19 protein-coding genes and 1 pseudogene are annotated in these 22929 nt (G+C 67.7%); 14 read left to right on the top strand and 6 right to left on the bottom strand.

Annotation, left to right across the window (positions count from 1 at the left end; genetic code table 11):
* The first annotated feature begins 113 nt into the window (after positions 1–113).
* From F9929_RS12095 to F9929_RS12070, 6 genes are all read left to right on the top strand, one after another.
* Positions 114–1163, top strand: a complete 1050-nt coding sequence (locus F9929_RS12095) for a LacI family DNA-binding transcriptional regulator (RefSeq protein WP_407922225.1) — start codon at positions 114–116, stop codon at positions 1161–1163.
* A 103-nt stretch (positions 1164–1266) separates the two neighbouring features.
* Positions 1267–2514 (top strand): ABC transporter substrate-binding protein, encoded by a 1248-nt coding sequence (locus F9929_RS12090; protein ID WP_152046816.1) that lies wholly within the window; start codon positions 1267–1269, stop codon positions 2512–2514.
* A gap of 83 nt (positions 2515–2597) precedes the next feature.
* Positions 2598–3539, top strand: a complete 942-nt coding sequence (locus F9929_RS12085; RefSeq protein WP_152046815.1) for a carbohydrate ABC transporter permease — start codon at positions 2598–2600, stop codon at positions 3537–3539.
* Between the two features lie 29 nt (positions 3540–3568).
* Positions 3569–4432, top strand: a complete 864-nt coding sequence (locus F9929_RS12080) for a carbohydrate ABC transporter permease (protein WP_407922226.1) — start codon at positions 3569–3571, stop codon at positions 4430–4432.
* Positions 4433–4464: 32 nt separating this feature from the next.
* On the top strand, positions 4465–6411 hold the full coding sequence (locus F9929_RS12075; protein ID WP_193227720.1) for a glycoside hydrolase family 127 protein: 1947 nt from the start codon (positions 4465–4467) through the stop codon (positions 6409–6411).
* A complete protein-coding gene (locus F9929_RS12070) occupies positions 6408–7523 on the top strand; it encodes an ABC transporter ATP-binding protein (protein ID WP_407922224.1) in 1116 nt (371 codons plus the stop codon). Before F9929_RS12075 ends, F9929_RS12070 begins: the two co-directional genes overlap by 4 nt.
* Here F9929_RS12070 and F9929_RS12065 read toward each other — a convergent pair.
* Positions 7507–7968, bottom strand: coding sequence for a hypothetical protein (locus F9929_RS12065; RefSeq protein ID WP_210251334.1), 462 nt, complete (start codon positions 7966–7968; stop codon positions 7507–7509). The two genes, F9929_RS12070 and F9929_RS12065, sit on opposite strands and share 17 nt — an antisense overlap.
* An 81-nt stretch (positions 7969–8049) precedes the next feature.
* Here F9929_RS12065 and F9929_RS12060 point away from each other — a divergent pair, with 81 nt between their 5' ends.
* Complete coding sequence (locus F9929_RS12060) at positions 8050–9210, top strand: PQQ-dependent sugar dehydrogenase (RefSeq protein WP_235919222.1); 1161 nt, start codon at positions 8050–8052, stop codon at positions 9208–9210.
* Between the two features lie 37 nt (positions 9211–9247).
* Here the strand turns inward: F9929_RS12060 and pqqE are convergent, their stop codons facing one another.
* The 5 genes and pseudogenes from pqqE to F9929_RS12035 all read right to left on the bottom strand — a co-directional run bounded on the left by pqqE (position 9248) and on the right by F9929_RS12035 (position 13525).
* A complete protein-coding gene (gene pqqE / locus F9929_RS12055) occupies positions 9248–10384 on the bottom strand; it encodes a pyrroloquinoline quinone biosynthesis protein PqqE (RefSeq protein WP_235919235.1) in 1137 nt (378 codons plus the stop codon).
* Positions 10354–11438: pseudogene (gene pqqC / locus F9929_RS12050) on the bottom strand (pyrroloquinoline-quinone synthase PqqC). The gene pqqE and the pseudogene pqqC overlap by 31 nt, the downstream one beginning before the upstream one ends.
* A complete protein-coding gene (gene pqqB / locus F9929_RS12045) occupies positions 11399–12331 on the bottom strand; it encodes a pyrroloquinoline quinone biosynthesis protein PqqB (protein ID WP_152046810.1) in 933 nt (310 codons plus the stop codon). Before pqqB ends, pqqC begins: the two are co-directional and overlap by 40 nt.
* A 75-nt stretch (positions 12332–12406) precedes the next feature.
* The gene (locus F9929_RS12040; RefSeq protein ID WP_152046809.1) at positions 12407–12514 is read right to left on the bottom strand and encodes a pyrroloquinoline quinone precursor peptide PqqA; all 108 of its coding nucleotides are present in this window, start codon (positions 12512–12514) and stop codon (positions 12407–12409) included.
* A gap of 147 nt (positions 12515–12661) precedes the next feature.
* Positions 12662–13525 carry an SDR family oxidoreductase gene (locus F9929_RS12035; RefSeq protein WP_152046808.1) on the bottom strand — a complete coding sequence of 288 codons (864 nt, stop codon included), beginning with the start codon at positions 13523–13525 and terminating at the stop codon, positions 12662–12664.
* Positions 13526–13631: 106 nt separating this feature from the next.
* Here F9929_RS12035 and F9929_RS12030 point away from each other — a divergent pair, with 106 nt between their 5' ends.
* The 7 genes from F9929_RS12030 (at position 13632) to F9929_RS12000 (ending at position 22785) form a co-directional block, all read left to right on the top strand.
* Positions 13632–14525 (top strand): LysR family transcriptional regulator, encoded by an 894-nt coding sequence (locus tag F9929_RS12030; RefSeq protein ID WP_152046871.1) that lies wholly within the window; start codon positions 13632–13634, stop codon positions 14523–14525.
* A 204-nt stretch (positions 14526–14729) separates the two neighbouring features.
* The gene (gene kdpF, locus F9929_RS12025; protein WP_152046870.1) at positions 14730–14816 is read left to right on the top strand and encodes a K(+)-transporting ATPase subunit F; all 87 of its coding nucleotides are present in this window, start codon (positions 14730–14732) and stop codon (positions 14814–14816) included.
* 25 nt (positions 14817–14841) lie between these two features.
* Positions 14842–16551 (top strand): potassium-transporting ATPase subunit KdpA, encoded by a 1710-nt coding sequence (gene kdpA, locus F9929_RS12020; RefSeq protein WP_152046807.1) that lies wholly within the window; start codon positions 14842–14844, stop codon positions 16549–16551.
* Between the two features lie 81 nt (positions 16552–16632).
* The gene (kdpB, locus tag F9929_RS12015; protein ID WP_152046806.1) at positions 16633–18687 is read left to right on the top strand and encodes a potassium-transporting ATPase subunit KdpB; all 2055 of its coding nucleotides are present in this window, start codon (positions 16633–16635) and stop codon (positions 18685–18687) included.
* Between the two features lie 24 nt (positions 18688–18711).
* Positions 18712–19335, top strand: a complete 624-nt coding sequence (gene kdpC / locus F9929_RS12010) for a potassium-transporting ATPase subunit KdpC (RefSeq protein WP_152046805.1) — start codon at positions 18712–18714, stop codon at positions 19333–19335.
* Positions 19336–19435: 100 nt separating this feature from the next.
* Positions 19436–22108, top strand: a complete 2673-nt coding sequence (locus tag F9929_RS12005; RefSeq protein WP_152046804.1) for a sensor histidine kinase — start codon at positions 19436–19438, stop codon at positions 22106–22108.
* Positions 22105–22785 (top strand): response regulator, encoded by a 681-nt coding sequence (locus tag F9929_RS12000; protein ID WP_152046803.1) that lies wholly within the window; start codon positions 22105–22107, stop codon positions 22783–22785. The genes F9929_RS12005 and F9929_RS12000 overlap by 4 nt, the downstream gene beginning before the upstream one ends.
* Positions 22786–22929 lie beyond the last annotated feature (144 nt).

The following is a 22929-nucleotide window of genomic DNA, read 5'->3' as shown; positions in this document are numbered from 1 at the left end:
CCAACGAAAGGCGCTTGACATCGCCGCTCAAACGGAGAAAACCTTTTCTCATGCTGAGAAAACGATTTTTCAAAGTCGCCAGTTCGCTGCGGGAATGAATGGACGGTTCGGCCTTGGTAGACGCTTCCCTCCTCGAGACCGCCGATGAAAGGACGCGCGTCACCATTCGGCACGTGGCCGAGGCTGCCGGCGTTTCGGTGGCGACGGCGTCCAAGGCGCTGAACGAACGGGGGCGGATGATGCCCGAAACGCGCCAGCGCGTTCAGGACGCCGCGCGCCGGCTCGGTTTTCGCCCGAACGCCATGGCGCGGGCCCTGATCTCGCAGCGCTCCTTCACGCTCGGGCTTCTCACCAACGACACCTATGGCCGCTTCACCCTGCCGATCGCCGCCGGCCTCTCGGCGGCCATGGCCGATCGCGGCGTGTCGGTGTTTCTGTGCGCCATCGAGGACGATCCGGCGCGCGCCAAGCTCAATCTGGAAGCCATGGAGGACAAGCGGGTCGACGGGCTCGTGGTGGCGGGCAAGCGCGTCGACCGCGCGCTGCCGATCGAACTGCCGCCGCTCGGCATGCCGGTGGTCCATGTGAACGCCGCCTGCCCGCCCGGCGGCTTCGGCTTCGTGCCGGACGACGAGGGGGCCGCCTTCGAGGCCGTGACCCATCTCGCCCGTCTCGGGCGCAGGCGCATCGCCCATGTCACCGGCCCGCGCGATTTCGCGGCCGTGTCGCTGCGCGAGGCAGGCTGGCGCCGCGCGCTGGAAGAGAACGGCCTCGCGCCGCCGAACGAGGCGCTGGCCGGCCAATGGTCGGAAGGCTTCGGCTTCGACACCGCAAGCCGCCTTTTCACCGATGCCGAAAACCGGCCCGACGCGGTGTTCTGCGGCAACGACCAGATCGCGCGCGGGCTGATCGACGCTTTGACGGCGGGTGGCATCCGCGTGCCGGACGATGTCGCGGTGGTCGGCTTCGACAATTGGGAAATCTTCGCGCAGGCCACGCGGCCGCCTTTGACCACGCTCGACATGGAACTGAAGGGCCTCGGGCGCGAAGCCGGGCTGACCCTTCTCGACCTCATCGACGGCAAGCCGGTGGCGCCGGGCCTGCGGCGGCTGCCATGCCGGCTCGTCGTCAGGCGCTCCTGCGGGGCGTCTGAAACGCAATAAAGCTGCGCCCCGCCGGGAGGGAACGGGCGGGACGCTGCAGTGCATGAAGCATCGACCGGCCTTCGCCGCGAGCGGTGGCCCTTCAAACGGGAGGAATCTGTCCATGAAGAACTGGCTCATCGGGCTCGGCGGGCTTGCCGCCGCCCTCGCAGGTCCGGCCTCCGCCGGCGCCGAAACCTTCTCGCTCTGGGTGCGCTCGGACGGCTCGACCTTCATGCCCAAGATCGTGGAGGCCTTCAACAAGAGCCAGGCCGAGCACAAGGCCGAGCTGCAGATCGTGCCGGTCAACGAACTGGTGCAGAAATATGCGGTCGCCGCCGCCGGCGGCACCGCGCCGGACGCCCTGTCGCTCGACCTCATCTTCACGCCGGCCTTCGCCTCGGCCGGGCAGCTTGAGGACATCACCGATCTGGCGAAATCGCTGCCCTATTTCGACCAGTTGTCCAAGCCGCACGTGGCGACGGGCACCTATGGCGACCGCATCTACGGCCTGCCCTTCTCGGCCGACGCCTCCGTTCTCGTCTGGAACAAGAAGCTCTTCCGCGAGGCAGGTCTCGATCCCGACAAGGGGCCGACGACCTGGGACGAGATCCACGAGGACGCCAAGAAGATCAGCGCGCTCGGGGGCGAGAAGAAGGGCTTCTACTTTTCCGGCAATTGCGGCGGCTGCAACATCTTCACCTTCACGCCGCTGATCTGGGCGTCGGGCGGCGACATCTTCACTGACGAAGGCAAGAAGGCGACCCTCGACACGCCCCAGATGCGCGACGCCATCGCCTTCTACCAGGGCATGGTGAAGGAAGGGCTGGTGCCGGCGGGGTCGCAGACCGACACGGGCGCCAACTTCTTCGCCGCCTTCGCCACCGGCAATATCGGCATCTCGCCTTCCGGGTCCTTCGCCATCGGCGCCTTGAACGCGCAATATCCCGATCTCGAATACGGCGTCACCTATCTGCCGGGCAAGGACGGCGGCCAGTCGTCCTTCGCCGGCGGCGACAACTTCGTGGTCTCGAAGGGGACTGAGAAGTCGGCGGCGATCAAGGCGTTCCTCGAATATGCCTATTCGCCGGAAGGGCAGACGCTGCTTGCCAAGAACGGCTCGCTGCCGGTTCGCGCCGATGTCGCCAAACAGGCGCTGGCCGGTCTCGACGATCGCTACCTCATCGCCGTCGACGCCATGGCCAAGGGCAAAACACCCTATACGCCGGCCTTCAACGATCTGATCAACTCGGCGAACGGCCCCTGGATCACCATGCTGAACCGCGCCTTCTTCGGCTCGCCGGAGGATATCGGCCCAGCCGTCGAGGAAGCCCAGTCGGCCATGCAGACGATCATCGATACCGCGCCCTGACGGGCCGCCAGCGCTCGAAACGCGGCGGGGCGCGCCCGCCCCGCCCTTTTCCGCCTTCTTTGTTTCGACCGGGAGCCGCCGCCATGTCGTCGCTCGCCCACCCGTCCACGATCGCCCCGAGCCTTGCGGCAACGGGCCGGAAGCGTCGCCGACGTCGCCGCCGCGATTGGGCAGGTCTTCTCTACGCCGCGCCGGCACTCCTTCTGGTGCTCGTGTTCTTTATCGTGCCGCTCGGCATGACGGCCTGGATGTCGTTCCACAACTGGCCGCTTCTGGGCGTCCCGCGCTGGGTCGGCACGGCGAACTACAAGGCCTTGTGGAACGACCGCAACTTCTGGAACGCGCTGTTCTTCACCGCGCGCTACACGCTCGCCGCGACCGTCGGGCTTCTGGGGCTGGGGCTGGCGCTGGCGCTTCTGGTGGAGCGGCCCCGCCGTCTTTCCGGCTTCTACCGCACCGCCTTCTTTCTGCCCGTGGTGATCGGCTTCGCCTCGGCGAGCCTTCTTTGGGCCTGGGCCTCCAACGTCGATTCCGGCCTCTTCTCGCCGCTGGCCGAACGGCTCGGGCTGACAACGGGCCGCGTCAACATCCTGGCGAGTTTCGACCCGGCCTTCTGGTCGGTGACCGCCATGGTGGTGTGGAAGATGACCGGCTTCTACATGGTGATCCTGATGAGCGGGCTGCAGGCCATTCCGCCGGACTATTCGGAGGCCGCGCGCATCGACGGGGCGTCCTCGCTCCAGCGTTTCCGCCACATCACGATGCCGCTGGTGCGCCGGCCCTTCGCGCTGGCCCTCATCCTTTGCGTGTCGGGCTCGATGCTCGCCTTCGACCAGTTCTACATCATCCTGGCGGGCGGGCCGCAGAACCGCACGATCACGGCGGTCTACTGGATCTTCAACCAGTCCTTCGTCTCGTTCCGCCTCGGCTACGGCGCGGCCTTGTCGATGGTGCTTCTCGCCATCCTTCTCGTTCTGTCCGTGATCCAGCTTCGGCTCCTGCGCGAGCGGGAGGATGCCCGATGAGCGTCGCTGCGCTCGACCATTCCGCAACCGTGTCCCCGCCGCGACAGCGCCGCCGTCGAAAGGGCCGGCTCCACGCCGTTCTTTTCCACGCCACCGCCCTTCTCGTCGCCTTTCTGTTTCTGGCGCCGATCGCCTTCGTGGTTCTGGCGTCCTTCCGGGGACCGGCGGAAGCGGGCATGCCGCCCCTCCCGCCATGGCCGACGATGGGCGCGGGCCTTGCCAGCTACGGCCGGTTGGAGAATTTCGGCGACGGCATCCTCCATTATGCCGGCAACTCGTTCTTCGTCGCGCTCGGCACGGCGCTCGTCACCATCCTTGTCGCGACGCTCGCGGGCTACGGCTTCTCCCGCTACCGCTTCCCGATGAAAGGGCTCGCTTTCGTCCTGATTCTGTCGACGATCATGATCCCCTTCCAGTCGATCCTGACGCCGCTCTTCCTGATCCTCGCGAAGATGGGTCTCCAGAACACCCTGTCGGGCCTCGTTCTGATCTACGTCACCCTGCAGCTTCCCTTCTCGGTCTTCATGATGCGCAACGCGTTCGATGCGGTGCCGAAGGAAATCGAGGAAGCGGCGCGCATCGACGGCGTGAAGGGGTTGCGCCTCCTCGTCTTCGTGATGGGGCCGCTCGTTCTGCCGGGCATCGTGTCGGTCGGGCTCTTCGCCTTTCTGAACGCCTGGAACGAGTTCCTCGCCGCGCTCGTGTTTCTCACCGACCAGTCGAAGTTCACCCTCCCCGTTCTCATGACGGCGGTGCGTTCGGGCCGCTACGGCGCGGTGGACTGGGGCGCCGTCCAGGCGGGCGTCACCGTGATGATGATCCCCTGCCTTCTTCTCTTCCTCGCCCTCCAGCGCTTCTACATCCGCGGCCTGACGGCCGGCGCGGTGAAGTGAGCCTTGCCTTTCGCAAAGGACCGACCATTCCCATGAACAGCCACGCTTCCTTCAACCGCGACGCTGCCCGCCCGAAAGCCAAGTTCCGCCCGCCCGCCGTTCATCAGGTGCGCGTCGGGGGCTTCTTCGGTCCGCGCATCGACACCGTCGCCAACACCACCGCCCATACGCTGCTCGACCGCTGCATCGCGGCCGGAATGCTGGATCAGGTCGATCCGGACCGGCCCAATCCGGGTCTGAAGATCCCCTTCCAGACCGGCAACGACACGGTGACGACCCAGATGTTCTGGGATTCCGATTTCGGCAAAAGCATCGAAACGGCGGCCTATGCCCTTTTCGCCAAGCCCGATCCCACCCTGGAAGCGCGCGTCGACGAGGTGATCGAGGCCTATGGACGGTTGCAGGACGAGAACGGCTACCTCAACTCCTGGTATCAGCGCATCGAGCCCGGCAAGCGCTGGACGAACCTTCGCGATTGCCACGAACTCTACGATGCCGGCCACATGATGGAAGGCGCGGTGGCTTATTACCACGCGACCGGCAAGCGCCGCTTCCTCGACATCATGGCACGCTATGCCGACCATATCGCCGAAGTGTTCGGGCCGAACGAGGGTCAGAAACGCGGCTATTGCGGCCATCCCGAGATCGAACTGGCGCTCGTGCGGCTGGCCCGCGCGACGGGCGAACAGCGTTATCTCGACCTTGCCCGCTTCTTCGTGAACGAGCGGGGGCAGGACCCGCATTACTTCGACATCGAGGCCGCGCGCCGGGGCCGCGACCCGAAGGACTACCATTTCGCCAATCACGAATACACGCAAAGCCACGAGCCGGTGCGCGAACAACGCCATGTCGTCGGCCACGCGGTGCGCGCCGCGTATCTTTATTCCGGCATGGCCGACATCTCGACCGAGTTCGGCGACGAGACGCTGAAGCCCGCGCTCGAAGCGCTTTGGGGGCACCTGACGGACAAGAACCTCTACGTCACCGGCGGCTTCGGGCCGTCCGCTCATAACGAGGGGCTGACCTTCGACTACGACCTGCCGAACGAAACGGCCTATGCCGAAACCTGCGCGGCCGTTGCGCTCGTTTTCTGGGCGAACCGGATGCTGGGCCTCGGCCCCGACCGCCGCTATGCCGACGTGATGGAGCGCGCGCTTTATAACGGCGCGCTGGTCGGCCTGTCGCTCGACGGCACCCGCTTCTTCTACGACAACCCGCTGGAAAGCCGCGGCGGCCACCACCGCTGGACGTGGCACCGCTGCCCCTGCTGCCCGCCCAACATCGCGCGGCTCGTGGCCTCGGTCGGCACCTATGCCTATGGCGAATCCGAGGACGGCATCGCCGTCCACCTCTTCTGCCAGAGCGAGGCGGATCTGGAGGTCTCGGGCACGAAGGTCCGCGTTTCGCAGGAAACGCTCTACCCCTTCGACGGCCGCGTCGCGGTGCGGGTGGAGCCGGAAACTGAGCGCGAATGGACCCTGTCGCTGCGCCTGCCCGGCTGGGCGCGCAGCGTGACGGCGAGCCTCAACGGCACGCCCGTCGATGTTAGCGCCAACGAGCGGAACGGCTACCTGACGCTGCGCCGCATCTGGCAGCCAGGCGACCGCGTCGAACTCGACATCGACATGCCTGTGGAAATGCTCCGGGCCGATCCGCGCATCGGCGCGAACCAGGGCCGCGTCGCGCTTCAGCGCGGCCCGCTCGTTTATTGCCTGGAGGAAACCGACAACGGCGCCGGGCTGAACTCTCTCGTTCTCACCTCGCAAAGCCGGTTCGCCTACGAGGAAGCCGATGGCCTCGGCGGCGCGCCGCGCCTCGTGGCCGAGGGGTTCAAGGAAAGGCTATCTGGACAAGGTCTCTACGCGGCCGAGAAGCCGGCGCGCGAAGCGGCCACCATCCGCGCCGTGCCGTACTATGCCTGGGACAACCGGGCCGAGGGCGAGATGCTGGTCTGGGTGCGGCGGGAGGAGGCGCAATGAACGCCCATTCTCCGATGAACGCCGTCGGCACCAAGGCGGCCAAGGCCGCCGGCCTCGCGCTTTCCGGCGTCACCAAGAGCTTCGGCGCGGTGGACATCCTCCACGGCATCGACCTGTCGATCGCGGGCGGCGAGTTCGTGGTCTTCGTCGGCCCGTCCGGCTGCGGCAAGTCCACGCTTCTGCGCCTCATCGCCGGTCTTGAGGAGGTCAGCGACGGCGAGATCACCATCGGCGGACGGGACGTCACCGATCTCGATCCCTCCCGGCGCGGCATCGCCATGGTGTTCCAGTCCTATGCGCTTTATCCGCATATGAGCGTCGCCGAGAACATGGGCTTCGGCCTCCGAATGGCGCATCGCCCGGCGGCGGAGGTCGCGGAGAAGGTGCGCGCGGCGGCCGAGATCCTGCATCTGACGCCGCTTCTCGACCGGCGGCCGGGTCAGCTTTCGGGCGGCCAGCGCCAGCGCGTCGCCATCGGCCGCGCCATCGTGCGCGACCCGGACGTGTTCCTGTTCGACGAGCCCTTGTCCAATCTCGACGCCGAGCTTCGCGTCGAGATGCGCATCGAGATCGCCCGGCTCCACAAGAAGCTCGGCAACACGATGATCTACGTCACCCACGACCAAACGGAGGCGATGACGCTCGCCGACAAAATCGTGGTGCTGCGCGCGGGCCGGATCGAGCAGGTCGGAACGCCCGCCGTTCTCTACGACGACCCCGACAACCTGTTCGTCGCCGGCTTCATCGGCTCGCCGAAGATGAATGTGCTGCCGGCGCGGGTGATCGCGGGCGGGGTGGAGATCGCCGGCACGCCCCTGCCCCTTTCCGGTCTGTCCGCACCGGACGGCGCAGCGGTGCAGTTCGGCATCCGCCCCGAGCACCTGCGCCCGGCGCGCGACGGCGAGCCGGCCTTGCCCTTCCGGGTGGATTTCACCGAGTTCCTCGGCGGGACGACCTACCTTTATGGCGAGGTCGCGCCGGGTCTTTCTCTGGTGACGGAGGGCGCGCGGGGCTTGGCGCCCGCGCCCGGAACGGTGCTGCGCCTCGCCTTCGATCCGGCCGACGCGCGGCTGTTCGACCGCGAAGGCCAGCGCATCAGACCGGCTGCCTGAAACGCACCTCGCGCGTCGCGTAGGCGAACAGCGCCCCGCCGATGAGCCCCGTGGATGAAAGCGCCAGAAGGCCGGCCTGATCGCGCGCCGCCGCGACCAAGGTCGGCATCGGCGTGAAGAAGCCCATGAGGCGGAACGCCGCCCATAAGGCGACCACCCCCGCCAGCGCATGGATGGGGACCCTGGCGGATGGAAGGGCGCCTGACGCCGCCCAAGCCCCCGCAAAGGCGGGCAGGAACGCGGCCACCGTGATCGCCGCCATCACGGGCCCGAAGAAGACGATATCCTGAAGCGTCGTCAGCGCTCGCAGCGCGGGCGTGACGGGGGCTCCCAGGGCGACGAGTTGCGACAGGTTGATCTGCGTTTGAAGCACGCTCGCCGGGATCGCGGTGGCCAGCACCGCGACGAGAAATGCGAGCACTAGGCGACCGATCGTGCGGATCATCATTCACCATTCCTTGTGCGCCAGCGCCGTCACTCGTTTCGCGCCTATCTTGGGCAGCTAAATGGAAGCGGAACGGCCGATATGAACATGAAAACCGACGCGAAGCCGCCTGCCAGCCGGTTTCGCCGGCTCGTTGCGCTTCTTGCTGCCGGGCTCCTCCTTGGCCCGATGGCGGCGGCATCGGCCGAGCCGCAGCGGATCGATCCGAGCCGCTACCGCGTCGTCACCGAGACCGAAGGCTTGCAGCGCCCTTGGTCGCTCGCCTTCCTGCCGGACGGGCGTCGCCTTCTCACGGAAGCGGCGGGTCGCCTTCGCATCGTGAACGCGAACGGCGCACTCGATCCCGAGCCGGTCGGAGGTTTGCCGCCCATCTACACGGCGGGCCAGGGCGGGCTGATGGACGTCGCGGTGGACCCGGACTTTGCCGAGACCGGGCGGATCTTCCTGACCTTTCTCCACGGAAACGCCGAGGCCAACAACGTGCGGCTCGTCAGCGCGCGTCTTCAGGACAAAACGCTGGCGGACCTTCGCGTCCTCTTCACGGCGACACCGAAGGCGGACGGCTCCAACCATGGCAGCCGCATCGCCTTTCTGCCCGACGGCACGCTGGCGCTGTCGCTCGGCGACGGGTTCGACCGGCGCGAGGATGCGCAGAACCCCGCCAACACGCTGGGCAAGATCGTGCGCCTGAACCGCGACGGGTCGGTCCCAGCCGACAACCCCCTCCTCGGCCGGCCCGATGCCGCGCCCGAAATCCTGACGCTCGGGCACCGCAACGTGCAAGGCATCGCGCTGGACCCGGACGACGGCTCGCTTCTTATCGCCGAGCACGGACCGCGCGGGGGCGACGAGGTGAACCTGCTCGTGCCGGGCGGCAACTACGGCTGGCCGCTGGTATCGGGCGGCCTCGACTACAGTTTCGCGCGCGTCACGCCCTTCGCCTCGTTGCCGGGCTTCGAGGCACCGCTTCTGGAATGGACGCCCTCCATCGCCCCCGCCGGGCTCGCGGTCTATGACGGGGCGATGTTTCCCGAATGGCGCGGCTCGCTTCTGGTGGCGGCGCTGGTGGAGCGGGCGGTGCGCGTCGTGCACCGGAAGGCCGGCCGGATCACCGGTCAGGAATTGCTTCTCGCCGAACTCGGCGAGCGCATACGCGACGTCAGGGTCGCGCCGGACGGATCGATTCAGGTCCTCACCGATGGAGAGAACGGGCGTCTCCTGCGGCTCGTGCCGCCGTCCTGAGGTCTACCCTTCCCCCACGATCAGCGGGGCACATGCCTCATGCCGGCTCCGTGGCGGCACCGATGCGTCTATGGCGGACCTCTTCGGACCGCGCCGCAGCCTCGATGCGTGCCAGGTCCGAGACCCGGCCGTGCAGCGGCGACAGCGAGCAGGCCGGATCGGTCGCGGCAGCGTCCCCAGCCAGCATCATCGCCTGACAACGACAGCCGCCGAAATCGATCTCGCGCCGTTCGCAGCTTCGGCAAGGGTCCTTCATCCAGCTCGTTCCGCGATAGGCCTCGAAGGCGGGGGAACGGTGCCAGATGTCGGCGAGCGGCGTGCGGGCGGCGTTGTCGAAAGCAAGATGGGGGATCGACGCCGCGCCGTGGCAGGGCATCGCCGTGCCATCGGGCGTGATCATGAAGGCATCGCGCGCCCAACCGCCCATGCAGGCTTTGGGGTAGCGCGCATAATAGTCGGGCGCGACGAAGTCGATCGCCAGCACCCCGCGCAGCGAAGCGCGCGCCGCTTCCACCACCGCGATCTGCCGTTCCACCGCCTCTCGCGAAGGCATCAGCGCCGCACGGTTCAAAAGCGCCCAGCCGTAATACTGGACATTGGCGATCTCCAACCGCTCGGCGCCGAGCTCCAGCGCCAGCTCGATGAAGAGTTCGACCTCGTCGATATTGCGCCGATGGATGGGCGCGTTGACGGTGAGCGGCAGGCCGGCCGCGCGCACGGCGCGGGCCGCAATGAGCTTGCGCTCGTGGCCTCCCTTGAGACGGCCGATCAGTTCCGTGGTTTCGGGCTTCGCGCCCTGGAACGAGATCTGGACGTGGTCGAGCCCAGCCGCCGCCAAAGGCGCGAGCGTTCGCGCGTCCACCCCGACCCCGGCCGTGATGAGGTTGGAATAAACCCCGCGCGAAGCAAGCACGCCCACGAGTTCGGGCAGGTCGCGCCGCAGCATCGGCTCGCCGCCGGAAAGATGCACTTGCAGGATACCGAGATCGGCGGCCTGGTTGAAGATCGAGACCCAAGCCTCGGTGGCGAGTTCCCGGTCGGCCTTCAGAAGCTCCACAGGGTTGGAGCAGTAGGCGCATTGCAGCGTGCAGCGATGGGTGAGTTCAGCGAGGATGCCGATCGGAAGGCTCGGGTTCGTTTCGCTCACAGCCGCACCACCATGCGGTCGCTCCAGTCCTGAAGGAAGGCAAGGACATCGGCGCGCACCTCGGCTTCGTCCGCCTCGTATTCCAGCGCAAGCTCGCGCGCGATCGTCCCCGCCTCGGAGCGGCCGTCGCAGCGGCGCAGGATCGCGAGGCTGATCTCGTCCGGCCACAGCACCTTTTCCGGCGACAGGAGAGCCCAGGCCCCGCGATGCGGGTCGAAATGCATCCGGACATGGCGCGGCAGCGCGGGGCGCGAGGACACGCCGGCGAGCGGGCGCTCGGGCGGCGTTCTCATCGGCCCGCTTCCGGCGCGAAGGCGCCCGGCGGTGTGATGCCGGGCTCGACATAGCTGAAATAAAGGGCGTCCAGCATCGTCCACAGGATCTCGCACTTGGCGATCAACGCATCCACCACGAGCTGCTGCGTCTCCATCGTGCGGGCGTGCTCGCGGACATAGGCGAGCGCCACGTCGACATCGCGGGGCGCTTGGGCGAGGCGGGGCGTGAAATAGTCGAGCGTATCGGCGTCGACATAGGGGTAGCGTTCCAGAATGGCCGACACGCGCTCGCCGATCACCTCTGGCGAGAACATCTCCGTCAGCGAGGAGGCGATGGCCTCCAAAAGCGTGCGCTTCTCCACCAGCGTGAGGTAGGCGCCGACGCAGAAGCGCGTCGCGGGCAGTGCCAGTCGCTGCGAGGCGACGGTTTGCGCATCGAGGCCAAGGCCGGTGGCGAGCCGCATCCAGCGCTCGATCCCGCCGGGCGACGCGCCGTCGCCATCATGGTCGAGGATGCGCTCGCGCCACGAGAGACGCAGCGCCCGATCCTCGATCCGCGACAGGATGATCGCATCCTTGCGCGGGATCACCGCCTGATAGCAGTAGCGGTTCAGCGCCCAGGCCTGCATCTGTTCGCGCGTCAGGCGTCCCTCCACCATCAGCCGGTGGAACGGGTGGCGGATATGGTAGCGCTCGGCCCCGACCTGCCGCAGAACGTCCTCGAGTTCGGCGGCGGCAAGCGTGCGGTCGAGGCGGAAGTCGGGGGTCACAGGGCGATCTCCATGCCGTCGAACGCGACCTCCCAGCCGGCCTCCTCCACGACGCGCCGCTCGGGTGAGCGCTGGTCGAGGATCGGGTTGGTGTTGTTGATGTGAACGAACACGCGCCGCGCGATCCCTGCCGAGGCCAGGGCTTGGAGCGATCCGTCCTCGTCGGCGATCGGTAGATGGCCCATGCGCCGGCCGGTCTTCTCGCCGACGCCGGCTTCCGCCATCTCGCGGTCGGTGAACACGGTGCCGTCGAACAGAAGCGCATCGCCATCCTCGATCCGGTGAAGGAGCGCGGGATCGACGCGGGCGCAGCCCGGCACGTAGAAGGCGGAGCGACCACCGGCGTCGGTGATGCGCACGCCCACCGTATCCTCCGGGTCGGCCTCGAAATCCGCCGCCGCCGCACCCGTTTCCAGAAACAGCGCGACCTTGCCGGGCACCGCGAAGAGTTCTGCGGTCAGCCCCGTCGCACCGTCCGGTCCCTCGACCGCGAAGGGCCGGTCGAGCGTCACCGGCAGTCGCCGCACATAGGCCGGGTCCAGCACGCGAAAGATCGGATTCTCCGCCAGGACATCGAGCACGCGCGCCGTGGCATAAAGATGGAAAGCCTGCCGCTCGCGAAGCGAAAGGAGCCCGGCCAGATGATCGACATCCGCGTTCGTCAGCACCACGGCCCGGATCGGCGTCGAACGCAAGGGCGCGTCCGCGGCGGGCTGGAGTTCCGGCGTATCGCTGATCTGCTGGCGGATATCGGGCGAGGCGTTGAACAGCACCCAGCCCCGATCGTCGCCGGCGCTCGCCGCCAAGCTCGACTGGAGGCGTGGTTGGACCCCGCCATCGCCGGCGCGCGCGGCGCGGCTGAGGCGATAGTTGCAGTTCCATTGCGGGAAGCCCCCGCCGGCGGCCGATCCCAGGATCTTCAGTCGCACGTCATATCCGCTTCCCTTGCAACGAAACGGCCCGCCGCGCGTGCGGCGAGCCGTCGGAACGAGCCTTACGGCTCCTTACTTCTTGGCGTCCTTGCGAACCGCGATCTCGGCCGGCGCATAGCGGGTGATCTCGAAACCGGCAGCCACCTGACACATCTCGGGTTTCTTCCAGGACTTGGTCATACATCTTGCTCCGTCACACGGCCGGAATGCCCGGCTTCGACCCCTGAGCTAGGGCCGGTGCGCCCGTTCGAAAACCACGGCGACATCAAAGCATCTTGATGAAGCCTCACCGATCCATGGAACACGAGACGCTTGTCGCAGCAGCCCTCAGCCTGCGAGCGCAGCCGCGAAGTCGCGATAGGAATGCAACGGGCGGCCAAGGATGCCCGTCAGGCGCTCACGGTCGCCCTGGTTCGGAATCATGCCGTCGCTGACATAGCGCTCGGCCATCAGGCGCATCTCGTAGGCTGTCCACCGGGGCATGAAGCTCGCCATGTTCGCTTCGAACCCGCTCGGATCGTCGCCGCCATAAACGACCGGGCGCCCCAGAACGTCGGCCCAGATCGCCGCCACGTCCGCGCCGGTCAGAGTGTCGGGGCCGACGAGGTTGATGGTCTCGTTCGGCAGCTTTTCCGCGGCCCCTTCGCGGCGGATCAGTTCGATCGCCGCGACCTCGGCGATGTCGCGCGCGTCCACCATGGCGACGCCCTTCGGCCCGATCGGCATCGGGTAGACGCCATGCTGGAGAATGACGTCCTTCACCATCACCTCGTTGTCGATGAAGTAGGCGGGGCGCAGGATCGTGGCGCCGAAGCCGAATGCTTCCAGCATCCGCTCCGCGCCGAACTTCACCGCGAAATGCGGAACGTTGACGGCGCGGTCGGCATCGAACACCGAAAGGTAGACGACGCGATCGACCCCGCTTTCGCGGGCGATGTTCAAAGCGATGATCGCTTGCGTGAATTCGTCGCCCGTCACCGCGTTCAGAAGAAAGAGCGTCGAAACGCCGGAAAAGGCGCTGCGCAGCGCGTCTATATCGAGAAGGTCGCCTTTCACGACGTCGATGCCGGCGGCAAAATCGGCCTTGGCGGAATCGCGTGTCAGAACGCGCACGCCCGCGCCGCGCCGGACGAGTTCATCGACGACATGGCGGCCGACACGGCCGGTGGCACCGGTGACGAGAATGGTCATGGGAGTCACTCCTTGGTTCGAGCCATCTGGCTGATCCCGAAGTTAGTGATCCACAGAACTATCGATAGACGCTATGTTGGGACGGACCGTCTCGCTGGTGGAACACATGGATCTCCTCGCTCTCGCCGACTTCAACCTCGTGGCCCGGCATGGCGGGTTCGGGAAAGCCGCCCGCGCCGCAGGGCGTCCCAAGGCGACCCTGTCGCGGCGGGTGGCGGAACTGGAAGCGGCTCTCGATCTGCGCTTGTTCGAGCGCGGCGGCCGGCAATCGAAGCTCACCGAGGAAGGCCGGGCGCTGTTCGAGCGGACCGCCGCGCTTCTGTCGGAACTCGACGAGACCGCCGCCGCGATCGCTTCCGGCGGCGGCACGGTGCGCGGCCGCCTTCGGGTCAGCGCGCCGCTTCTGTTTTCGCAAACGGCCATGGGCCGGCTGGCCGCGGAATTCGCCTTGCGGCACCCCGAAGTTCGTTTGGAAGTGACAACCGACGACCGGGCCGTTGACATGATCGAGGAAGGCTACGACCTCGTGATCCGCGTGAACCCGGCACCCGACGAAAGCCTCGTCGGCCGCGCCTTCCTGCGGGACCGCTTGGTGGTCGTGGCGAGTCCTGCCCTTGCCCGTTCCGGGCGGGACGGGATCGTTCCGGTGGTTGTCCGTGGGTCGGGCGACCCGAAGGGGGTGTGGGACGTCGCCACGCCGGACGGGCGGGTGCCGATCGCGATCGAGCCGGTTCTTCGTTTGTCGTCGCTGATCATGGTTCGCGACGCCGTGCGCGCGGGCGTCGGCGCGGCGCGCCTTCCCATCTCGCTCGTCGCCGGCGATCTGGATAGCGGCCGGCTGGTTCGATGGGGCGACGTGGAGGGGTCGGAGATCGCCCTTTGGGCTCTCTACCCGTCCCGACGACTGCTCAGCGCCCGCGTGTCCGCCTTTCTCGACCTTCTCAAGCAAGCTTTCCCGAAAGGGGCGCCCGACGAACTGGCGGCCTATGTCATGAGCTGAGCGGCAGGCTGCCTTCGATCCTTGGCGCCAAGGTCGAAGCGGGCCGCCCAAAACTCGTATGGATTTTTTATGCGCGGTTGCGCCAATCGAGGTGCGGTCCCTGAAAGGAGGGTTCCGCATGTTCGATCTTCTGTATCTGGCCGTCGGCCTCGGCTTCTTCGCGCTGATGGGCCTTTATGCCCGCTTTGCCGGGGAGGCTTGAGGATGCTCGACCTCCTTCTCGGCGCTGCCGTCGCACTCGCCCTTTCCGCTTATCTGATCTTCGCGCTCGTCCGTCCCGAACGGTTCTGAGCGGCACGCGAGAAATCGAGCTCCTATGACCTCCGTTGGCTGGCTGCAGGTCGCCTCGATCCTTGCAGCCGTAATCATCTGCGCCGTTCCCCTCGGCGCCTTCATGGCGCGCGTTTTTTCGGGCGAGCGCACCTTTCTCGACCCGGTTCTCGGGCCCATGGAGCGCGGCTTCTGCCGTGTGGCGGGGATCGATCCGCAGAAGGAGCAAAGCTGGCTCGGCTATACGCTCGCCATGCTCGCCTTCAATGCCGGCGGCTTTCTCCTTCTTTATCTGCTGCTGCGCTTTCAGGGAGTTCTGCCCCTCAACCCGCAGGGCTTTGCCGGCCTCGCGCCGCATCTCGCCTTCAACACGGCCGCGTCCTTCGTGAGCAACACGAACTGGCAGAGCTACGGCGGCGAAACGACGATGAGCCATCTCAGCCAGATGGCGGGCCTGACGGTGCAGAACTTCCTGTCGGCAGCGACCGGCATGGCGCTTGCCGTCGCTCTGGTGCGCGCCTTCGCCCGCTCCGGCGCGCGCCACGTCGGCAATTTCTATGTCGATGCCATCCGCGCGACCATCTACGTGCTTCTGCCGCTCGCGATCCTCACCGGCCTTTGGCAGGTGTCGATGGGCACGCCGCAGACCTTCGCGGCGGCCGCGACCGTAGAGACGCTGGAAGGCCCGGAGCAAAGGATCGCGCTCGGCCCGGTCGCTTCGCAGCTTGCGATCAAGCAGCTCGGCACCAATGGCGGCGGCTTCTTCAACGCCAATTCGGCCCATCCTTACGAGAACCCCTCGCCGCTCTCCAACGCCCTGACGATCTGGCAGATGCTGGTGATCTCGGTCGCGCTCGTCTTCGCCTTCGGGCGGCTGATCGGCGACAAGCGACAAGCCCGCGCGATCCTTGCCGCGATGGCGGTGATCCTCGTGGGCGGCATCGCCGTTTGTTATTGGGCGGAGGCCGCCGGCACGCCGGTTCTGGCAAGCGCCGGGCTCGATCCCGCCGGCGGCAACATGGAAGGCAAGGAGGTCCGGTTCGGCCTTGCCGCCTCGTCCTTGTTCGCGACTGTGACCACCGGCGTTTCGGACGGCGCGGTGAACGCCATGCACGGCTCCTTCACCCCGATCGGCGGCATGGTGCCCATGGTGCTGATCATGCTCGGCGAGATCCTGCCGGGCGGCGTCGGCTCGGGGCTCTACGGCATGCTGGTGATCGCGATCATCTCGGTGTTCGTCGCCGGGCTGATGGTGGGGCGCACACCGGAATATCTCGGCAAGAAGATCGAGGCGAAGGAAATGAAGATGGCGGTGCTCGCCATTCTCGTTCTGCCGACGGCGATCCTCGGTTTCTCGGCCGTTTCGGCAGTGCTGCCGGCGGCCTTGTCCGGGCTCGGCAATGCGGGGCCGCACGGGCTTTCCGAGATCTACTACGCTTACAGCTCGGCGGCGGGAAACAACGGCTCGGCCTTCGGCGGCCTGTCGGCGAACGCGCCCTGGTGGAACACGACGCTCGGCCTTGCCATGCTTCTCGGCCGTTTCGCCTATGTCGTGCCGGTGATGGCCATTGCCGGGTCGCTGGCGGGCAAGACGAAGCTCGCGCCTTCCGCCGGCACCTTTCCGACCACCGGCCCGCTTTTCGCCGGCCTTCTCGTCGGCGTCATCCTGATCCTCGGCGGGCTCCAGTTCTTCCCGGCGCTCGCGCTCGGCCCCATCGCCGAACAGGTGCAGATGCTGGCCGGCAAGACGTTCTGACCGCCGCCGGGGCTTTCTCCAGTGGGAAGCCCCGGCACCTCCTTTTCCCATTTCGCCGATCCTCCGAAGGAACCCCTTTCCATGGCCTCGCAAGCCGCCCCATCCACCTTCCGCCCCGACCTCGCCCGGCGCGCCGTCATCGATGCCTTTCGCAAGCTCAATCCGGCCGCGCTGATGCGCAACCCCGTGATCTTCGTCACCGAAGTCGTCGCCGCCGTTGTCTCCGTCCTGTTCGTGCGCGACCTTCTCGCCGGCAATCCGCTTCTTTTCACCGGCCAGATCACCGCCTGGCTGTGGTTCACCGTTCTTTTCGCCAATTTCGCCGAGGCGATCGCCGAAGGGCGCGGCCGGGCGCAGGCCGACGCGCTTCGCAAAACGCGCACGGACACGGTCGCCAAGAAGCTGGCGGAGCGGCAGGATCGCGGACGGTTCGAGCGCGTGTCGGCGCTGGATTTGAAGCTCGGCGATCATGTCCTTGTCGAAACCGGCGACCTCGTTCCCGGCGACGGCGAGATCGTGGAAGGCATCGCTTCGGTGAACGAGGCGGCGATCACCGGCGAATCCGCGCCCGTCATCCGCGAGGCCGGCGGCGACCGCTCGGCCGTGACGGGCGGCACGACGGTGGTGTCGGACTGGATCGTGGTGCGCATCACCGCCGGCCCCGGCTCCTCCTTTCTGGACCGCATGATCGCGCTGGTGGAGGGCGCGGAGCGCCAGAAAACGCCGAACGAACTCGCCCTCACCGTGCTTCTCGTCGGCATGACGCTGATCTTCCTGATCGCCGTCGTCACGCTGACCGGCTTTTCGGCCTATGCGGGGGCCGCCATCTCCGTGCCGGTTCTGGTGGCGCTTCTCGTCACGCTGATCCCCACCACGATCGGCGGGCTCCTGTCGGCCATCGGCATCGCCGGCATGGACCGCCTCATCCGCCACAACGTCCTCGCCATGTCGGGCCGGGCAGTGGAAGCGGCGGGCGACGTCGACACGCTGCTCCTCGACAAGACCGGCACGATCACCTTCGGCAACCGCATGGCCTCGGAATTCATCGCCGCCGAAGGCGTGACGGAAGCCGAGACGGCTCAGATCGCGGCGCAGGCCTCGTTTGCCGACGAAACGGCGGAAGGCCGCTCCATCCTCGTTCTCGCGCGGGAAAAGCACGGCATCGCCGTTCCGCATGTGCCGCCCGCCGGGGCGAGCTTCATCCCCTTCTCGGCCTCGACGCGCCTTTCCGGCACCGACATGGGGGGCAAGCAGATCCGCAAGGGCGCGGTGGACGCCATTCGCCGGTTCGTGCGCGAAACGGCGGGGCGCGAGGTGCCCGAGCCCGCCCCCTTCACCGCCGCCGTGGACCGCATCGCCCGCTCAGGCGGCACGCCTCTCGGCCTTGCCGAGAACGGGCGCTTCATCGGCGTCATCCACCTGAAGGACGTGGTGAAGCCGGACATCAAAGCGCGCTTCGCCGAGCTTCGCCGCATGGGCATCCGCACCGTGATGGTGACGGGCGACAACCCAGTAACGGCCGCCGCCATCGCCTCGGAGGCCGGCGTCGACGACTTCATCGCGGAAGCCACGCCCCAGGACAAGCTCGCCTATATCCGCAACGAGCAGCGCCAGGGCCGGCTGGTCGCCATGTGCGGCGACGGCACCAACGACGCGCCCGCGCTCGCCCAAGCCGATGTGGGCGTCGCCATGCAAACGGGCACGCAGGCCGCCCGCGAGGCCGGCAACATGGTGGACCTCGATTCCGACCCCACGAAGCTCATCGAGATCGTGGGCATCGGCAAGCAGCTCCTGATGACGCGCGGAAGCCTCACCACCTTCTCCATCGCCAACGACGTGGCGAAGTACTTCGCCATCATCCCGGCCTTGTTCGTGGCCGCGATCCCCGAACTCGGCGTCCTCAACGTCATGCGGCTCGCTTCGCCCGAAAGCGCGATCCTGTCGGCGGTGATCTTCAACGCCCTCGTGATCGTCGCCCTGATCCCGCTCGCGCTTCGCGGCGTCCCGTACCGGGCGGACAGCGCCGCCGCCGTTCTGCGACGCAACCTCGCCCTCTACGGTCTCGGCGGCATCCTCGTGCCCTTCGTCGGCATCAAGATCATCGATCTGGCCGTGTCCGCCCTCGGCCTCGCCTGACCCCGTTCCGGAAGGATTTTTCCCATGATCCAGCAGTTTCGCGCCGTTGCTACGCTTCTCGGCATCCTCACCCTCCTTCTCGGCCTCCTTTACCCCGCCGCCATGACCGTTCTCGCCGGCGCGCTGTTTCCCGCAGAGGCGAGCGGCAGCTTGGTCTCCCGGAACGGACAAGCGGTCGGCTCCACCCTGATCGGCCAGTCCTTCGCGGGCGACGGCTACTTCCATCCGCGTGCCTCCGCCGCCGGCAACGGCTACGACGCTTCGGCCTCCTCCGGCACCAATCTCGCGCCCACCAGCGCCAAGCTCGCCGAGCGGCTGAAGGCGGACGGGGCGGCGATGAGGCAAGCGACGGGGGCGGCGACCCTGCCGGGCGACGCGATCACCACCTCCGGCAGCGGCCTCGACCCCGACATCTCCCCCGCCTTCGCGGCGCTTCAGGTGCCACGGATCGCGGCAACGCGCGGGATCGACGCGGAGGCGGTCGGCCGCATCGTGACCGAGGCCACCGCCGGGCGCACCTTCGGCATCCTGGGCGAGCCGCGCGTCAACGTCTTGTCCGCCAATCTTGCGCTCGACGCGCTCGCCCCGACGGTTCCAGCCCCGACGCCCGAAACGCCCTTGGCTTCCGCGCCCTCTCCCGCCGGGTGAGCGATTGAGCCATGCTCGGCTGGAAGCGTAGGAGATGTCGAGAACCGAAGGGGCGTTCGAGGACGCCCCTTTGTCCGTTGCCCGGCTTGAGATGGGTTGCATGAAAGACGACGAACCCCGAGCCTCGCCCGACGCCCTGCTCGGCGAGGCCTTGCGCGAAGGGCGCGGGCGCCTGCGGCTGTTTCTGGGCGCCGCGCCCGGCGTCGGCAAGACCTTCGCCATGCTCCAGGCCGCGCGGGGCGCGAAGGCGGCGGGCCGCGACGTGATCGTCGGCATCGCCGAAACGCATGGCCGCACCGAGACGCAGGCCATGCTGGCCGATCTGGAGGTCCTGCCGCGCAAACCCATTCCCTACAAGGGACGGCTCGTGCCGGAATTCGACATCGATGCCGCGCTGGAGCGCCGTCCGTCGCTCCTACTCGTCGACGAATACGCCCATTCCAACGTGCCCGGCTCGCGCCACCCCAAGCGCTGGCAGGACGTCGCCGAGCTTCTTCGAGCGGGCATCGACGTCTGGACCACGATGAACGTCCAGCATGTCGAGAGCCTGAACGACGTGGTGCAGCGGATCACCGGCGTTCGCGTGCGCGAAACGGTGCCGGACACGACGCTGACCGTCGCCGACGAAATCGTTCTGGTGGATCTGCCGCCGGACGAGCTGATCCGCCGCCTCGCCGAGGGCAAGGTCTATGTCGAGGACACGGCGACGCGCGCCACGCAGAACTTCTTCAAGCCTTCCAACCTCACCGCCTTGCGGGAACTGGCGCTTCGGCAGGTCGCGAGCCGCGTCGACTCGGACCTCCTGGAGCGCATGCAGGGCGGCGCGATCGAGGGGCCCTGGGCGGCGGGCGAGCGGCTGCTCCTGTGCCTCGGCCCGAACGAGGAAGCCGAGCGGCTGGTGCGAACCGCCAAGCGCCTCGCCGATCTTCTCCATGCGCCCTGGTTCGCCGTGACGGTGGAGCGGCCGGGCGCAACGCTGGACGGGCCGGACGCATCCCGCCTCCAGGCCGCGATACAGCTCGCCGAGAGCCTCGGCGCCGAGACCCGGAACCTCGTCGCTTCCGACTTTCCGGGCGAACTCCTGCGTTTCTCGCGCTTCGAGAACGTCACGCAGATCGTGGTCGGCAAGACGCGGGGGCTCGGGTTTCGACGGGGCTGGTTCGGGCGAAGCCTCGCGGACGCCCTCGTCAAGCGGGCGGCGGGCATCTCGGTGCATGTTCTTACCGGCGAGGCCGCGGCGCCGCGAAGAGCCTTTCCCCTTCCCGCTGCGGGCCCGGCGGTCGGCTACGGGGCGGCGCTCGGCTGCGTCGCGGCCGCGACCGCGCTCGGCTCCGTGCTTCTGCGCTTCGTGGCGCTTCCCAACGTTTCGATGCTCTATCTTCTAGCGGTGCTGGTGCCGGCGATCGGCTTCGGCGTTTGGCCGGCGGTGTTCGCTTCGCTCCTGTCTTTCGGCGCCTACAACTTCTTCTTTATCGACCCGACCTATTCCTTCACGGTCGCGCGGCCGCACGAGATTTTGGCGCTCGCGGTGTTTCTGATCGTCGCCGTCGCCATTTCCGCCGTCGCGGGTCAGGCGCGCGAACAGATGCGCGCTTCGGCGCAGCGCACGCGCGCGGCCCGCCGCCTTTACGAGTTCACCCGCACGCTTTCCGCGCTGCCGGACGCGCAGGCCGTGACGGAAGCGGTGGCGAGCGAGGTCAACCGGGCGCTCGGCCGCGCCTGCGTGATCCTCGTTCCGGAAGGCGGCGACCTCACGGTCGCCGCCGCCTGGCCGCCCGACGACCGGCTGGGCACCGCCGCCCGCACCGCCGCCCGCTGGGCCTTCGACCACGACGAGCCGGCGGGCACCGGAACCGGCACGCTGCCCTCCGTCGGCTGGCGGTTTCTGCCGCTCGGCGACCCGGAGCGCCCGGTCGGCGTCCTCGGCGTGGAAGCGCCGGGGGAAGCCGCGCCCTTCGGCGTGGAAACGGGGGCACTGCTGGATGCCCTTGGCGAACAGTCGGCCGCCGCGATCCACCGCGCGCACCTGTCCGGCGAGGTCAGCCGGGTTCGCACCGCGGCGGAAACCGAGCGCGTGCGCAACATCCTCCTCGCCTCGATCAGCCACGATTTCCGCACGCCGCTGGCGTCCGTGCTGGGCGCGGCGACGGCGCTGATCGACTACGAGGACCGGCTCGATCCGACGGCTCGGCGCGACCTTCTCGCCCAGGTGCGCGACGAAGCGCGCCATCTCGACGGCATGGTGCGCAACCTCCTGTCGATGACGCGGCTCGAAGCGGGCGCCTTGGAACTCAACCGCGACTGGATCGATCTCGGCGATACCCTCAACCGCGCCGTCGAGGTGGCGCGGCGGCGCGGCGCCACGCAGCGCTTCACCGTTCGCCTGCCGGAGGGGCCGATCCTCCTGCGCGCCGATGGAACGCTCCTCGATCAGGCGCTCGGCAACATGGTCGCCAATACGGGCCGGCACGCCGGAGCCGATGCCCAAGTGACGCTTGAAGCCGCGCGCGAAGGCGAGGTCGCCGCCATCACCGTGTCCGACGACGGCCCCGGCATCCCCGAAGACCTCCGCGCGCGCGTTTTCGAGAAGTTCGCGACGGGGCGGCGCTCGGGCGGCGACGGCGGCGAAAGCGCCGGCCTCGGCCTTGCCATCGCCAGGGGCATCGTGGAAGCGCATGGCGGCACGATCGAGCTTCTACCGACCGAGCCGGGCATGGGCAGCGGCGCGGCCTTCCGCATCGCCTTGCCTATGGAGGAGGAAGGCCGGGCATGACCCACCGACCCACCGTTCTCGTGGTGGACGACGAACCCGCTATCCACCGTTTCCTGAAACCATCGCTGACGGCGGAAGGCTACCGCCTGGTGCAGGCGACGACGGGACGCGAAGCGCTTCGGCTGGCGGCCGAAGAGCGGCCGGACGTGATCGTGCTCGACCTTGGCCTGCCCGACATCGACGGCAAGGAGGTAATCGAGCGCCTGCGGCATTCGGGAGATCGGGTGCCGATCGTGGTTCTTTCGGCCCGCGACCGCGAAACGGAAAAGATCCGGGCCCTCGATCTCGGCGCGGACGATTTCGTCGAAAAACCCTTCGGCGTCGGCGAACTGATGGCGCGCCTGCGTGCCACCCTGCGCCATCGCCAACCGGCTCTCGGCGAACCGCTCGTCTTCGGCGACATTTCCCTCGACCCCGACACCCGCATCGTCCGCAAGGGGGCGCAGAACGTGAAACTGACGCCGCGCGAGTTCGACCTTCTCGCCGTTCTTCTCCGGCATGCCGGCAAGGTGGTGACCCATACCCACCTCCTTCGCGAGATCTGGGGCAAGGCGAACGAGGCGGATACGCAATACTTACGCGTTTATGTCGGCCATCTGCGGCAGAAACTCGAAGACGATCCCGCCTCCCCCCGCCGCATCCTGACCGAACCCGGCGTCGGATATCGCTTGAACTGAACCGACCCGTCCGGCGCACGATTTTACCCTTCTTCGCACGATGTCCCCGCTAGGTCTGGCGCGACGGGTTCGGATAAGGTGCGGTCATCGATCACGAAATGACAGGTCGCGTGGTTCTCAGCCCGCGACGAAGCCTTGAGAGAT

The organism is Aureimonas psammosilenae, assembly GCF_009176975.1.
Classification (GTDB): Bacteria; Pseudomonadota; Alphaproteobacteria; order Rhizobiales; family Rhizobiaceae; genus Plantimonas; species Plantimonas psammosilenae.
This window is presented reverse-complemented; position numbering and strand designations above follow the sequence as displayed.

Bases quoted from the DNA above. Each gene is read 5' to 3' on its own strand.
- F9929_RS12090 (WP_152046816.1), top strand. From the start codon at position 1,267: ATGAAGAACTGGCTCATCGGGCTCGGCGGGCTTGCCGCCGCCCTCGCA.
- F9929_RS12085 (WP_152046815.1), top strand. From the start codon at position 2,598: ATGTCGTCGCTCGCCCACCCGTCCACGATCGCCCCGAGCCTTGCGGCA.
- F9929_RS12075 (WP_193227720.1), top strand. From the start codon at position 4,465: ATGAACAGCCACGCTTCCTTCAACCGCGACGCTGCCCGCCCGAAAGCC.
- F9929_RS12070 (WP_407922224.1), top strand. From the start codon at position 6,408: ATGAACGCCCATTCTCCGATGAACGCCGTCGGCACCAAGGCGGCCAAG.
- F9929_RS12065 (WP_210251334.1), bottom strand. From the start codon at position 7,968: ATGATCCGCACGATCGGTCGCCTAGTGCTCGCATTTCTCGTCGCGGTG.
- F9929_RS12060 (WP_235919222.1), top strand. From the start codon at position 8,050: ATGAACATGAAAACCGACGCGAAGCCGCCTGCCAGCCGGTTTCGCCGG.
- F9929_RS12040 (WP_152046809.1), bottom strand. From the start codon at position 12,514: ATGACCAAGTCCTGGAAGAAACCCGAGATGTGTCAGGTGGCTGCCGGT.
- F9929_RS12035 (WP_152046808.1), bottom strand. From the start codon at position 13,525: ATGACCATTCTCGTCACCGGTGCCACCGGCCGTGTCGGCCGCCATGTC.
- F9929_RS12030 (WP_152046871.1), top strand. From the start codon at position 13,632: ATGGATCTCCTCGCTCTCGCCGACTTCAACCTCGTGGCCCGGCATGGC.
- kdpF (WP_152046870.1), top strand. From the start codon at position 14,730: ATGCTCGACCTCCTTCTCGGCGCTGCCGTCGCACTCGCCCTTTCCGCT.
- kdpA (WP_152046807.1), top strand. From the start codon at position 14,842: ATGACCTCCGTTGGCTGGCTGCAGGTCGCCTCGATCCTTGCAGCCGTA.
- kdpB (WP_152046806.1), top strand. From the start codon at position 16,633: ATGGCCTCGCAAGCCGCCCCATCCACCTTCCGCCCCGACCTCGCCCGG.
- kdpC (WP_152046805.1), top strand. From the start codon at position 18,712: ATGATCCAGCAGTTTCGCGCCGTTGCTACGCTTCTCGGCATCCTCACC.
- F9929_RS12005 (WP_152046804.1), top strand. From the start codon at position 19,436: ATGAAAGACGACGAACCCCGAGCCTCGCCCGACGCCCTGCTCGGCGAG.
- F9929_RS12000 (WP_152046803.1), top strand. From the start codon at position 22,105: ATGACCCACCGACCCACCGTTCTCGTGGTGGACGACGAACCCGCTATC.